Raw genomic sequence first — 13,039 nt, forward strand, 5'->3', positions numbered from 1 at the left:
CCCGGACTGTCAGTGGCGTGCGCGAGGATGTCGGGCATGAGTTCGCACCTGACCCACGTGTCCGCCCCCGACGGTGTCGCCGCCAGCCCCCAGTACAGCCATGTCGTATGGGGCACGGGCCGGTTCGTCGCGATATCCGGCCAGTGCTCCTTCGACGCCTCGGGCGCGGTCGTCGGGGCGGACGACCCGGCGGCGCAGGCCCGTCAGGTCTTCGCGAACCTGCGCCGTTGCCTGGCCTCGGCGGGCGCGGGGTTCGAGGACGTCGTGAAGCTGACGTACTTCGTCACGGACGTCGCCCACCTGCCCGCCGTCCGGGCCGCGCGCGACGAGGCGTTCGGCACCGCGCCGCTCCCGGCGAGCTCGGCGGTCCAGGTCGCCGCACTCGTACGCCCGGAGCTGCTGATCGAGATCGAGGCCTTCGCGCTGACAGCGGAGGACGGCGAGCGCTAGGGCCTGTCGGCCCGATAGGCCTGGTCCGCGAGCCGGGCGAGGGCCGCCTCCGCCGCCGGGCCGAGGCGGGGGTGGGGCAGGGCGGCTTCGAGGGCCGGCCTGGCCCGGGTGTCGGCGAGCGTGCCGAGGCCCTCGACGCAGGCGAGGCCCACGCGCCAGTGCGGATCGTCGCGCGCCAGGCGACGTTCGAGGACGGCCATCAGGGTCGGTACGGACTCGGGGGCGCGCAGGTCGGTGAGGAGCCGGACCGGGAAGAGGGCGTAGGCGACGCGGAGTTCGTTGGTCGCAAGCGCGGCGGCGGCCCGCGCCGTCCGGGGGTCGCCGAGCCGGGCGAGGGCGTACGCGGCGGAGACGCACCGTTCGGGGTCGCGGTGGTTGAGGAGCAGGACCAGGGCCTCGAAGGCGCGCGGGTCACCGGCGAGGCCGAGCCGGAAGGCGGCGAGCTCGCGGGACCGGAGGGGCTGGCCGGGCGCGGTCAGGACGCGCGCGAACTCCTCGTGATCGTCGGTGGCGACGAGTTCCTCGAATGCTTTTCGATCGGCTTCGCCGCCGTCCTGGATCTCGTCCCGCAATCGATCGATCATCGAGCAGAATTCGGGGTCCTGGGCGATTTCCATGGCCGTCAGGGTATCCGCGATCCAGATCACATTTTCCGAACTCCCCGGGACTGGCGCGCTCGTTACCCGCCGGTTAATCTCAGGTGAGCGGGTCACCCCCGCACCCCTCACAACGGCCTGGTGACGCAGCCGTCGTGAGATCGAGTGTGTCGGTTCGGCAGTTTCAGACGTGACTCCGGGACAGAGTCCGTCGCCCCTTTTCCCGCGCGTTCCACACGCGCCCGCAACGCGACCTGTTTCGCCCCCGAGCGATTCGTGTTCGCCCGCACGCGATCCGATTTCGCCCTCGCGATTCGCCTTATCGCTCCCGCGATCGCCGCCTTCAGTCGTCACTCTTCACCTCCTGGAGTCCCCTGATGGACACCCCTCTCTCCACCATCGCCGTCGTCGGTCTCGGCACCATGGGCAAGGGCATCGCCGATGTCCTCGCCCGGGCCGGCCGCGAGGTCATCGGTATCGACATCAGCGAAGCCGCCGCCGGCCAGGCGGTCGCCGCCCTGGAGGCGTCCACCGCCCGCGCGGTGGCCCGTGAGCGGATCACCGAGGAGGAGCGGCGGGACGTCCTCGCCCGCTTCCGTACCTACTCCGACCTTCAGGCGGCGGCCGACGCCGACCTGGTGATCGAGGTCGTGCCCGAGTCGTACGAGGCCAAGCAGGAGGTCTTCCGGGCCCTGGACGGCATCATCCGGCCCGACGCGATCATCGCGACCGGCACCAACGCCCTCTCCGTGACCCGGCTCGCGGCCGACTCCGCGCACCCGGAGCGCGTGCTCGGGCTGCACTTCTTCACCCCCGTCCAGGCCATGAAGCTGGTCGAGGTCGTCTCCTCCGTCCTCACCGCACCGCAGGCCGTCGAGGCCGTCACCGCGCTGGCGCACGACCTCGGCAAGGAGCCCGTCGCGGTCGGCGACCGCCCCGGTTTCGTCGCGGACGGGCTGCTCTTCGGCTACCTCAACCAGGCCGCCGCGATGTACGAGGCGAAGTACGCCTCCCGCGAGGACATCGACGCCGCCATGAAGCTCGGCTGCGGTCTGCCCATGGGCCCGCTGGAGCTGCTCGACCTGATCGGCATCGACACCGCCCGTACGGTCCTGGAGGCGATGTACAGCGAGTCGCGCGACCGGCTGCACGCCCCCGCCCCGATCCTCAAGCAGCTCAGCGAGGCGGGCCTCACCGGCCGCAAGTCGGGGCGCGGTTTCTACACGTACGACGCCGCCGGCTCGGCCACGACGGTCCGCGACGCGCTGACCCCGCTGGAGAGCGCCGCCACGGCCCAGGGCCGCGAGGTCCGCTCGGTCGGCGTGGCCGGCTCCGGCACCATGGCCTCCGGGATCGCCGAGGTCTTCGCCAAGGCCGGGTACGAGGTCGTGCTCGCCGCCCGCTCGCAGGAGAAGGCCGACACCGCCAAGGCCCGGATCGCGAAGTCCCTCGCCCGTTCGGTCGACAAGGGCCGGATGACCGGCGAGGCCCGCGACGAGACCCTGGCCCGGATCACCCCGGCCGGTTCCGTCGACGCCTTCGCCGAGGTCGACCTCGCGGTCGAGGCGGTCGCCGAGGACCTGGCGATCAAGCAGGAGCTCTTCGCGCGCCTCGACAAGATCTGCAAGCCGGGCGCGGTGCTGGCCACCACGACCTCGTCCCTGCCGGTCGTCGCCTGCGCCCGCGCGACCTCGCGCCCGCAGGACGTGATCGGGATGCACTTCTTCAACCCGGCGCCCGCGATGAAGCTGGTGGAGATCGTCCGTACGGTCCTGACCGGCGACGACGTCCACGCCACGGTCCGCGAGGTGACGGCGAAGATCCGCAAGCACCCGGTGGACTGCGGCGACCGGGCCGGCTTCATCGTGAACGCGCTGCTCTTCCCGTACCTGAACAACGCGATCAAGATGGTCCAGGAGCACTACGCGACCCTGGACGACATCGACGCCGCGATGAAGCTGGGCGGCGGCTACCCGATGGGGCCGTTCGAGCTCCTCGACGTGGTCGGCCTGGACGTCTCGCTCGCGATCGAGCAGGTGCTGCACCGCGAGTTCCGTGACCCGGGTCTGGCCCCCGCGCCGCTCCTGGAGCACCTGGTGGCGGCCGGCTGCCTGGGCCGCAAGACGGGGCGCGGCTTCCGCGAATATGCCCGTCGCTGAGCCCTCCGCGGGCTGGGGAGGGTTGCTGAGCCCCGGGAGTGCCTCCGGCACCCCGGGCACGGGCCCTGGCGACCCTCCCCCACCTGGGCACACTCCCGCACTGATGCAGTACGTTCAGGACATGTCCAAGGCCGCGAAGTCACCCCGTGCCACGTCCCTGTCCACCGCCGACACGGAGAGCGCGGCGGGCACCCGTGCGGCCGCGCAGCGCCTGAAGATGCGCCGTGAGCTGGCGGCCGCGGCGATGGAGCTCTTCGCGACCAAGGGGTACGAGGCCACGACGGTCGACGAGATCGCGGCGGCGGCCGGGGTCGCCCGCCGGACGTTCTTCCGCCACTTCCGGTCCAAGGAAGAGGCGATCTTCCCGGACCACGACGACACCCTGGTGCGGGCGGAGGCGGTGCTGAACGCCGCGCCGCCGCACGAGCACCCGCTGGACACCGTCTGCCGGGGCATCAAGGAAGTCATGAAGATGTACGCGGGGTCCCCGGCGGTCTCCGTGGAGCGCTACCGGCTCACCCGCGAGGTACCCACCCTGCGGGAGCGCGAGATCGCCTCGGTGGCCCGCTACGAGCGGCTGTTCACCCGCTATCTTCTCGGCCACTTCGACGAGCGGGACCACCACGACGGCAACGACGACCCGCTGCTCGCCGAGGTGGCCGCCTCCGCGGTCGTCACGGCCCACAACCACGTGCTGCGCCGCTGGCTGCGGGCGGGCGGCCAGGGCGACGTGGAGGCCCAGCTGGACCACGCCTTCGCGATCGTCCGGGAGACCTTCGGCTCCGGCATAGGCGCCCGGCCGGCGTCGGCCACGCAGGGCGGCTCGCAGACGCCCGCAACGGCGTCGGGTCCGGCGTCCGGTCCGGCCGCGGCGACGGTGACCGGCGAGGGCGACGTGGTGATCGCCGTGGCCCGCACGGGCGCCCCCCTGGACGAGGTCATGCGGACGATCCAGGAGGCCCTGAAGGGCTGAGCCACCCCTCACGCACCCCTCACGTACGACGAAGGCCGCCCCCGGCATCGGGGGCGGCCTTCGTCGTATTCGTGGCGTTTTCAGGGCCACTTCGATCGATCATCGCTCATGTGTGACCAGCAGATTGCATATGAGTGAAATTGTTGGCACGCAGTGCCTTGTCAGGTGACACGCGGTGCCATACGTTGATGGTGTCCGGGCGGCCGGCGCGCAGAGATCTCCTCGTGCGCCGGCTGTCCCCACAAGCGATCGTGATTGTGCGCCCGGACGCCTGCGTCACAGGCAACGTCAGCGCCCACCAGGCGCGACCCACCGCACCACCCCCGCCGAACCGACGGCACACCTCCACCGCAGTAACTCCCCTGACGTTCACCGCTCCGCCGGAGGCACCCCGTGAAGGACATCCTGGACGCGATCCAGTCCCCGGACTCCACGTCCTCGGACTTCGCCCACATCAAGCTCCCCGAGTCGTACCGCGCCGTGACCGTCCACAAGGACGAGACGGAGATCTTCGCCGGCCTCGAGAGCCGCGAGAAGGACCCGCGCAAGTCGCTCCACCTGGACGACGTGCCGCTCCCCGAGCTCGGCCCGGGCGAGGCCCTGGTCGCCGTCATGGCCAGCTCCGTGAACTACAACTCGGTCTGGACCTCGATCTTCGAGCCGGTGTCGACCTTCGGCTTCCTGGAGCGCTACGGCCGGCTCAGCGAGCTCAGCAAGCGCCACGACCTGCCGTACCACATCATCGGCTCCGACCTCGCGGGCGTCGTGCTGCGCACCGGCCCCGGCGTGAACTCGTGGAAGCCGGGCGACGAGGTCGTCGCGCACTGTCTCTCGGTCGAGCTGGAGTCCTCGGACGGCCACAACGACACGATGCTCGACCCCGAGCAGCGCATCTGGGGCTTCGAGACCAACTTCGGCGGGCTCGCGGAGATCGCGCTCGTCAAGTCCAACCAGCTGATGCCGAAGCCCGGCCACCTGAGCTGGGAGGAGGCCGCCTCCCCCGGCCTGGTCAACTCCACCGCGTATCGCCAGCTGGTCTCCCGCAACGGCGCCGGCATGAAGCAGGGCGACAACGTCCTGATCTGGGGCGCGAGCGGCGGACTCGGCTCGTACGCCACCCAGTTCGCCCTCGCCGGCGGCGCCAACCCGATCTGTGTCGTCTCCTCCCCGGAGAAGGCCGACATCTGCCGGGCGATGGGCGCGGAGGCGGTCATCGACCGCAACGCCGAGGGCTACAAGTTCTGGAAGGACGAGCACACCCAGGACCCCAAGGAGTGGAAGCGCTTCGGCAAGCGCATCCGCGAGCTGACCGGCGGCGAGGACATCGACATCGTCTTCGAGCACCCCGGTCGCGAGACCTTCGGCGCGAGCGTCTACGTCACCCGCAAGGGCGGCACCATCACCACCTGCGCCTCGACCTCGGGCTACATGCACGAGTACGACAACCGCTACCTGTGGATGTCCCTGAAGCGCATCATCGGCTCGCACTTCGCCAACTACCGCGAGGCCTGGGAGGCCAACCGGCTGATCGCGAAGGGCAAGATCCACCCGACGCTCTCCAAGGTCTACTCCCTGGAGGAGACCGGCCAGGCCGCCTACGACGTCCACCGCAACCTCCACCAGGGCAAGGTCGGCGTCCTCGCACTCGCCCCCCAGGAGGGCCTCGGCGTCCGCGACCCGGAGATGCGCGCGAAGCACATCGACGCCATCAACCGCTTCCGCAACATCTGAGAAAGCGGGACACGTCCATGACAGAGCGTCAGAAGGACCGGCCGTGGCTCATGCGGACCTACGCCGGCCACTCGACCGCCGAGGCGTCCAACGAGCTGTACCGCCGCAATCTCGCCAAGGGTCAGACCGGCCTCTCGGTCGCGTTCGACCTGCCCACGCAGACCGGCTACGACCCCGACCACATCCTCGCCCGCGGCGAGGTCGGCCGGGTCGGGGTCCCGGTCTCGCACCTCGGTGACATGCGCCGGCTGTTCCAGGACATCCCCCTGGAGCAGATGAACACCTCGATGACCATCAACGCCACGGCGATGTGGCTGCTGGCGCTCTACCAGGTGGTCGCCGAGGAGCAGGGCGCGGACGTCACCAAGCTCCAGGGCACCACCCAGAACGACATCGTGAAGGAGTACCTGTCGCGCGGGACGCACGTCTTCCCGCCCGGCCCCTCCCTCCGCCTCACGACGGACATGATCACCTACACGGTGAACCACATGCCGAAGTGGAACCCGATCAACATCTGCAGCTACCACCTGCAGGAGGCGGGGGCCACTCCGGTCCAGGAGATCTCGTACGCGATGTCCACCGCGATCGCGGTGCTCGACGCGGTCCGGGACTCCGGCCAGGTCCCCGCCGACCGCTTCGGCGAAGTGGTCGCCCGCATCTCGTTCTTCGTGAACGCGGGCGTCCGCTTCATCGAGGAGATGTGCAAGATGCGCGCCTTCGGCCGCATCTGGGACAAGGTCACGCGGGAGCGGTACGGCATCGAGAACGAGAAGCAGCGCCGGTTCCGCTACGGCGTCCAGGTCAACTCGCTCGGCCTGACCGAGGCGCAGCCGGAGAACAACGTCCAGCGGATCGTCCTGGAGATGCTGGCCGTCACCCTCTCCAAGGACGCACGCGCGCGTGCCGTCCAGCTGCCCGCCTGGAACGAGGCCCTCGGGCTCCCCCGCCCCTGGGACCAGCAGTGGTCGCTCCGCATCCAGCAGGTGCTCGCCCACGAGTCCGACCTGCTGGAGTACGAGGACATCTTCGCCGGCTCGCACGTGATCGAGGCCAAGGTCGACTCGCTCGTCGAGGAGTGCCTGGCGGAGATCGACCGGATCCAGGAGATGGGCGGTGCGATGGCCGCTGTCGAGTCCGGCTACCTGAAGTCGCAGCTTGTCTCCTCGCACGCCGAGCGGCGGGCCCGGATCGAGGCGGGCGACGAGAAGATCATCGGCGTCAACATCTTCCAGTCGACCGAGGAGAACCCGCTCACCGCGGACCTCGACACGGCGATCATGTCGGTCGACCCGGCGAACGAGGCCAAGGTCGTGGCCTCCCTCCGGCACTGGCGCGACACCCGCTACCAGCCGCCGTTCAACCACCCGCGGCCCTGCAAGGCGCTGGAGCGCCTGAAGGAGGCGGCCAAGGGCTCCGCGAACCTCATGGAGGCCACGCTGGAGTGCGCGCGCGCCGGGGTCACCACGGGCGAGTGGGCCGGGGCGCTGCGCGAGGTGTTCGGCGAGTACCGCGCCCCCACGGGCGTCTCCTCCGCCCCGGTGGCGGTGACGGCCGAGGAGGGCACGCCGCTGGCTCTCGTACGGGAGAAGGTGGCGAAGACGGCCGCGGAGCTCGGCTCCGGACGGCTGCGGCTCCTGGTCGGCAAGCCGGGCCTCGACGGGCACTCCAACGGGGCCGAGCAGATCGCCGTACGCGCGCGTGACGCCGGTTTCGAGGTGGTCTACCAGGGGATCCGGCTGACGCCCGAGCAGATCGTGAACGCGGCCCTCGCCGAGGACGTGCACTGCGTCGGCCTCTCGATCCTCTCCGGCTCGCACGCCGAGCTGGTCCCCGACGTCCTGGACCGCCTCCGCGAGGCGGGCGCGCACGACGTCCCGGTCATCGTCGGCGGGATCATCCCGAACGCCGACGCCGCAGAACTGAAGCGGGCGGGTGTCGCCGCCGTCTTCACCCCGAAGGACTTCGGCATCACCGAGATCATCGGCCGTATCGTCGACGAGATCCGGAAAGCGAACAAGCTCGACCCCCTGGAGGTCCCCGCATGACTGTGAACCGTCTCCGCCCGCGTCGCTCGTGCCTGGCGGTCCCCGGCTCCAACCCGCGCTTCCTGGAGAAGGCCCAGGGGCTCGCCGCCGACCAGGTCTTCCTGGACCTGGAGGACGCCTGCGCGCCGCTCGCCAAGCCCGAGGCCCGGCACACCATCGTCAAGTTCCTCAACGAGGGCGACTGGACCGGCAAGACGCGCGTCGTGCGGGTCAACGACTGGACGACCCACTGGACGTACCGGGACGTCGTCACGGTCGTCGAGGGCGCCGGCCAGAACCTCGACTGCATCATGCTGCCGAAGGTCCAGGACGCCCAGCAGATCGTGGCGCTCGACCTGCTGCTCACGCAGATCGAGAAGACGATGGGCTTCGAGGTCGGCAAGATCGGCATCGAGGCGCAGATCGAGAACGCCCAGGGCCTGAACAACGTCAACGCCATCGCGCAGGCCTCGCCGCGCGTGGAGACGATCATCTTCGGCCCGGCCGACTTCATGGCCTCCATCAACATGAAGTCCCTGGTCGTCGGCGAGCAGCCGCCCGGCTACCCGGCGGACGCCTACCACCACATCCTGATGAGCATCCTGATGGCCGCCCGCGCCAACAACCTCCAGGCGATCGACGGCCCGTACCTGCAGATCCGCAACCAGGAGGGCTACAAGGCGGTCGCGCAGCGCGCCGCGGCCCTCGGCTTCGACGGCAAGTGGGTGCTGCACCCGGACCAGGTCGCCGCCGCGAACGAGATCTTCTCGCCCTCGCAGGAGGACTACGACCACGCCGAGCTGATCCTGGACGCGTACGACTACTACACCTCCGAGGCCGGCGGCAAGAAGGGCTCGGCCATGCTCGGCGACGAGATGATCGACGAGGCCTCCCGCAAGATGGCCCTGGTCATCTCGGGCAAGGGCCGCGCCGCCGGCATGCAGCGCACCAGCAAGTTCGAGATCCCGGAGGCCTGATCCCGATGCAGTTCGGCCGTACCTACGAAGAGTTCGAAGTCGGCGCCGTCTACAAGCACTGGCCCGGGAAGACGGTCACCGAGTACGACGACCACCTCTTCTGTCTGCTGACGATGAACCACCATCCGCTGCACATGGATGTGAACTACGCCGAGAACACGACGGACTTCGGCAAGAACGTCGTCGTCGGCAACTACATCTACTCGCTGCTGCTCGGCATGTCCGTGCCGGACGTCTCGGGCAAGGCGATCGCCAACCTGGAGATCGAGTCGCTGCGCCACGTGGCCCCGACCTTCCACGGCGACACCATCTACGGCGAGACCACGGTCCTCGACAAGACCCCGTCGAAGTCGAAGAACGACCGCGGGATCGTCTACGTGGAGACCAAGGGCTACAAGCAGGACGGCACCCTCGTGTGCGTCTTCCGCCGCAAGGTGATGGTGCCCACCGAGACGTACATCAAGGAGCGCGGCGGCGAGCAGCCCGGCCGCCCCGAGCTGATCGAGCCCGCGAAGAAGACGGAGAAGTAGCCATGGCCCGACTCGCCCAGACCGCCGGGCTCACGGACGTCCAGCAGGAGATTCTCAAGACCGTCCGGGAGTTCGTCGACAAGGAGATCATCCCGGTCGCGACCGAGCTGGAGCACCGCGACGAGTATCCGCAGCAGATCGTGGACGGGCTCAAGGAGCTCGGCCTCTTCGGTCTGATGATCCCCGAGGAGTACGGGGGCCTGGGCGAGTCGCTGCTCACCTACGCGCTGTGCGTGGAGGAGATCGCCCGTGGCTGGATGTCGGTCTCCGGCATCATCAACACGCACTTCATCGTCGCGTACATGCTGAAGCAGCACGGCACCCAGGAGCAGAAGGACTACTTCCTTCCGCGGATGGCGGCCGGCGAGACGCGTGGCGCGTTCTCGATGTCGGAGCCGGGCCTCGGCTCGGATGTGTCGGCCATCACGTCCAAGGCCGTCAAGGACGGCGACGAGTACGTCCTCAACGGCCAGAAGATGTGGCTGACGAACGGCGGAACGTCAACCTTGGTCGCCGTTCTCGTCCGAAGTGACGAAGGACACCCCGAGGGCACGGCGCCCCACAAGTCGATGACGACCTTCCTCGTCGAGAAGGAGTCGGGCTTCGGAGAGGTCCGCCCCGGCCTCACCATCCCGGGGAAGATCGACAAGATGGGTTACAAGGGCGTCGACACGACCGAACTCATCATGGACGGACTGCGCATTCCGGCCAATCGGGTCCTCGGCGGGACCACCGGCCGAGGGTTTTACCAAATGATGGACGGCGTGGAGGTCGGCCGCGTGAATGTCGCGGCCCGTGGCTGCGGTGTCGCGCAGCGTGCCTTCGAGCTGGGCGTCTCGTATGCCCAGCAACGTCACACTTTCGGCAAGGCGATCGCCCAGCACCAGGCGATTCAGTTCAAGCTCGCCGAGATGGCTACCAAGGTCGAGGCCGCTCATGCGATGATGGTGAACGCAGCACGCAAAAAGGACTCCGGGGAACGAAACGACCTCGAAGCGGGGATGGCGAAGTACCTCGCCTCCGAATACTGCAAGGAAGTCGTCGAGGACGCCTTCCGTATCCACGGTGGGTACGGGTTCTCGAAGGAGTACGAGATCGAGCGCCTCTACCGTGAGGCGCCGATGCTGCTCATCGGTGAAGGTACCGCCGAGATCCAGAAAATGATCATCGGTCGTAGGCTCCTCGAGGAGTACCGGTTCCAGGGTTGATTGTCGCCTTTGAGTCGGTTCGGCCGCGAAGAAGATCACACCCCGTGTTCGTCTTCCGGCCGCCGACTCGGCTTCTGGCTTACCCAGTTGCGGCCCGCAACCGATAGCATCGTTTGAAAGCCGCCGTCCCCGTTGCCAGTGCGGCATCATCCGCTACGAAGGTCATCCATGCCCCACAGCCAAACCTCTGCACCTCGCGACAGCCTCTCCGGCGTACGCATCGCACGCGGAGCATCGCCGTGGCTTCTGCCGACCGTCGCCACCGCGGCGCTGAGCCTCGCGCGTGCGCGCAAGTCCCGGCGTGCCGCGGCCATCGCCGTGCCCACCACCGCGCTCGCGGCGGGCATGCTGTGGTTCTTCCGCGACCCCGAGCGCGAGATCGCGCAGGGCCGGGTCATCTCCCCCGCCGACGGTGTGGTGCAGAGCATCATGCCGTGGAAGGACGGACGCACCCGGGTCGCCATCTTCATGAGCCCGCTGAACGTCCACGTCAACCGCGCGCCGCTGGCCGGCACGGTGACGTCCGTGGAGCACATCCCCGGCGGGTTCGTCCCGGCGTTCAACAAGGAGAGCGAGAACAACGAGCGCGTTGTCTGGCACTTCGACACCGAGCTCGGTGACATCGAGATGGTGCAGATCGCCGGTGCCGTCGCTCGGCGCATCGTGCCGTACATCCCCCAGGGGACGAAGGTCGAGCAGGGCGAGCGCATCGGTCTGATCCGCTTCGGGTCGCGCGTTGACATCTACCTTCCGGAAGGTGTCGACGTCGCCGTCGAGGTCGGTCAGACCACGACCGCGGGGGTGACTCGCATTGACCGTGATTGATCCCGACACCCGGGCCGCCGACTGGGCCGACTCCGACGCCGAGGAGGCCGAGGAGTCGGAGGAGATGCCGCTGTCGCTGAGGCTGTCCATAGCGGACGCCCTCACGCTCGGTAACGCCACGTGTGGATTCATGGCGGTGTACTTCACCACCACCGGAATCCTCATCCCGCACCTCACGGGCAGCACGGAGACCGGCATGGCGCGCAACAGCGCCGCCACGGCCGTGATCCTCATGCTGGCCGCGGCGATCTTCGACCTCTTCGACGGCATCGTGGCCCGCAAGCTGCGCTCGTCGCCGATGGGCGCCGAGCTCGACAACCTGTCGGACCTCATCAGCTTCGGTCTGGCCCCGGCCTACTTCGTACTCGTGTACGGCATGGTCGCGGTCCCGGACGGGGCGCAGCAGAAGGTCTCGGCGGTGGCCGCGGTCGCGGTGCTGCTGGCGGTGGTGCTGAGGCTCGCGAGATTCTCGTGCGTGACGATGAAGGACGGCATGTTCCAGGGCATGCCGAGCCCCTTCGGCGCGCTGACGGTCGTCTCGATCGTGCTTCTCGAGCTGCCGTTCGTCCCGACGCTGCTCGCGATCATCGGTGTCGCCTGGCTGATGGTGAGCCGGGTCGAGTACCCGAAGCCGCGGGGCATCCTCGCGGTGGCGATGCTCAGCTGGATCGTGGGCGCGATGGGCATGCTGGCGGCCTGGGCGTTCGACGCCCCGGGCGGGCAGCTGCTGCTCCAGACCGGCTGCGCGCTGCAGGTGGTCCTGGGCGCCGTGATCCCCCTCTTCGCGACCGCCCGGCGTGTGAACACCTTCCGTGACAACCGCCGCGAGAGCCGCGAGGCCCGCCAGGCGGAGGCCGCGCAGGTGCCGTAGGCAAGCAGGTGTACGTGTACGACGAAGGGCCCGGAGACTTGGTCTCCGGGCCCTTCGTCGTGTCCGCTGTCCGCTGTCCGCTTCAGGTCAGGCGCTTGTAGTAGAGCGTGGTGGGGTGGAGGGTGCCCGTGGGGTCGGCGGCGTAGTCAGGGATCGTGCCGGCCGGGGTCCAGTCCGCCTTGCGGTAGAGCGCCTCGGCGGGGCTGTCGGTCTGGGTGTCGAGGACCAGGAGCGTGAGGCCCTCGCGGGCCGCGTGGGCCTCCGCGGCGGCGAGGAGGCGGGCGCCCAGGCCGCGGCCGCGCGCGGAGCGGTGGACGATCAGCCGGGCGATCTCGCCGCGGTGGCGGCCGTTCGGCTTGTCGGTCCGGGCGAGGGTGATCGCGCCGAGTACCTCGCCGTCCGGGGCGTGGGCCGCCCAGACGTCGCGTACGCCCCGCTCCGCCTCGTCGGCGACGCCCTGCCAGTAGCCGGCCGCCTCGGCGGGGTCCAGGGGCGTCAGGAAGCCCAGCGAGGCTCCGCCGTCGACCGCGTCGACGAGGAGGGCGGCGAGGCCGTCCTGGGCGTGGGCGCGGATCCGGGCGGGGTCGAGGCGGTCGACCGTGGTCGCGGGGGTGTGGGTGTTCATGGGGCCGAGCCTCACACGGGTCTGTTTCGTGGAGGTGACGCGCCGGAGCCCCGCCGCGCGGGGGCGGGGC

General features: G+C 69.5%; 12 protein-coding genes. 10 read left to right on the top strand and 2 right to left on the bottom strand.

Features of this window, described 5'->3' with window-relative positions; genetic code table 11:
- Positions 1-36: 36 nt before the first annotated feature.
- Complete coding sequence (locus ACWCO8_RS00965; protein WP_451030301.1) at positions 37-450, top strand: RidA family protein; 414 nt, start codon at positions 37-39, stop codon at positions 448-450.
- On the opposite strand, the gene ACWCO8_RS00970 is transcribed toward ACWCO8_RS00965, so the two are convergent.
- Positions 447-1,067 (bottom strand): HEAT repeat domain-containing protein, encoded by a 621-nt coding sequence (locus ACWCO8_RS00970; RefSeq protein ID WP_451030302.1) that lies wholly within the window; start codon positions 1,065-1,067, stop codon positions 447-449. The two genes, ACWCO8_RS00965 and ACWCO8_RS00970, sit on opposite strands and share 4 nt — an antisense overlap.
- Positions 1,068-1,423: 356 nt before the next feature.
- Between ACWCO8_RS00970 and ACWCO8_RS00975 the strand changes: the two genes are divergently transcribed.
- The 9 genes from ACWCO8_RS00975 to pssA all read left to right on the top strand — a co-directional run bounded on the left by ACWCO8_RS00975 (position 1,424) and on the right by pssA (position 12,344).
- Positions 1,424-3,205, top strand: coding sequence for a 3-hydroxyacyl-CoA dehydrogenase family protein (locus ACWCO8_RS00975; protein ID WP_451030303.1), 1,782 nt, complete (start codon positions 1,424-1,426; stop codon positions 3,203-3,205).
- Between the two features lie 121 nt (positions 3,206-3,326).
- Positions 3,327-4,178: a TetR family transcriptional regulator gene (locus ACWCO8_RS00980; protein ID WP_451030304.1), complete on the top strand. Its 852-nt coding sequence runs from the start codon at positions 3,327-3,329 to the stop codon at positions 4,176-4,178.
- Between the two features lie 393 nt (positions 4,179-4,571).
- A complete protein-coding gene (gene ccrA, locus ACWCO8_RS00985; RefSeq protein ID WP_362002389.1) occupies positions 4,572-5,909 on the top strand; it encodes a crotonyl-CoA carboxylase/reductase in 1,338 nt (445 codons plus the stop codon).
- A 17-nt stretch (positions 5,910-5,926) separates the two neighbouring features.
- Positions 5,927-7,954 (top strand): protein meaA, encoded by a 2,028-nt coding sequence (locus tag ACWCO8_RS00990; protein WP_451030305.1) that lies wholly within the window; start codon positions 5,927-5,929, stop codon positions 7,952-7,954.
- Positions 7,951-8,910, top strand: coding sequence for an HpcH/HpaI aldolase/citrate lyase family protein (locus tag ACWCO8_RS00995; RefSeq protein WP_451030306.1), 960 nt, complete (start codon positions 7,951-7,953; stop codon positions 8,908-8,910). Before ACWCO8_RS00990 ends, ACWCO8_RS00995 begins: the two co-directional genes overlap by 4 nt.
- A 5-nt stretch (positions 8,911-8,915) precedes the next feature.
- Positions 8,916-9,440: a MaoC family dehydratase gene (locus tag ACWCO8_RS01000; RefSeq protein ID WP_030320137.1), complete on the top strand. Its 525-nt coding sequence runs from the start codon at positions 8,916-8,918 to the stop codon at positions 9,438-9,440.
- 2 nt (positions 9,441-9,442) lie between these two features.
- Positions 9,443-10,648, top strand: coding sequence for an acyl-CoA dehydrogenase family protein (locus tag ACWCO8_RS01005; protein ID WP_451030307.1), 1,206 nt, complete (start codon positions 9,443-9,445; stop codon positions 10,646-10,648).
- A gap of 168 nt (positions 10,649-10,816) precedes the next feature.
- Entirely contained in the window at positions 10,817-11,473 is a 657-nt protein-coding gene (locus ACWCO8_RS01010; protein WP_362002386.1) for a phosphatidylserine decarboxylase, read from the top strand.
- Positions 11,466-12,344: a CDP-diacylglycerol--serine O-phosphatidyltransferase gene (pssA, locus tag ACWCO8_RS01015; RefSeq protein WP_451030874.1), complete on the top strand. Its 879-nt coding sequence runs from the start codon at positions 11,466-11,468 to the stop codon at positions 12,342-12,344. Before ACWCO8_RS01010 ends, pssA begins: the two co-directional genes overlap by 8 nt.
- A gap of 82 nt (positions 12,345-12,426) precedes the next feature.
- Here pssA and ACWCO8_RS01020 read toward each other — a convergent pair whose 3' ends face one another.
- Positions 12,427-12,969, bottom strand: a complete 543-nt coding sequence (locus tag ACWCO8_RS01020) for a GNAT family N-acetyltransferase (protein WP_451030308.1) — start codon at positions 12,967-12,969, stop codon at positions 12,427-12,429.
- Positions 12,970-13,039 lie beyond the last annotated feature (70 nt).

This window comes from Streptomyces sp. NPDC001927, from assembly GCF_053594455.1.

What these genes read in the sequence shown, in the direction of transcription:
- ACWCO8_RS00975 (WP_451030303.1), top strand. Translation starts at nt 1,424, where the DNA reads ATGGACACCCCTCTCTCCACCATCGCCGTCGTCGGTCTCGGCACCATG.
- ACWCO8_RS00995 (WP_451030306.1), top strand. Translation starts at nt 7,951, where the DNA reads ATGACTGTGAACCGTCTCCGCCCGCGTCGCTCGTGCCTGGCGGTCCCC.
- ACWCO8_RS01005 (WP_451030307.1), top strand. Translation starts at nt 9,443, where the DNA reads ATGGCCCGACTCGCCCAGACCGCCGGGCTCACGGACGTCCAGCAGGAG.
- ACWCO8_RS00990 (WP_451030305.1), top strand. Translation starts at nt 5,927, where the DNA reads ATGACAGAGCGTCAGAAGGACCGGCCGTGGCTCATGCGGACCTACGCC.
- ACWCO8_RS00965 (WP_451030301.1), top strand. Translation starts at nt 37, where the DNA reads ATGAGTTCGCACCTGACCCACGTGTCCGCCCCCGACGGTGTCGCCGCC.
- ACWCO8_RS01000 (WP_030320137.1), top strand. Translation starts at nt 8,916, where the DNA reads ATGCAGTTCGGCCGTACCTACGAAGAGTTCGAAGTCGGCGCCGTCTAC.
- ACWCO8_RS01010 (WP_362002386.1), top strand. Translation starts at nt 10,817, where the DNA reads ATGCCCCACAGCCAAACCTCTGCACCTCGCGACAGCCTCTCCGGCGTA.
- ACWCO8_RS00970 (WP_451030302.1), bottom strand. Translation starts at nt 1,067, where the DNA reads ATGGAAATCGCCCAGGACCCCGAATTCTGCTCGATGATCGATCGATTG.
- ACWCO8_RS01020 (WP_451030308.1), bottom strand. Translation starts at nt 12,969, where the DNA reads ATGAACACCCACACCCCCGCGACCACGGTCGACCGCCTCGACCCCGCC.
- ACWCO8_RS00980 (WP_451030304.1), top strand. Translation starts at nt 3,327, where the DNA reads ATGTCCAAGGCCGCGAAGTCACCCCGTGCCACGTCCCTGTCCACCGCC.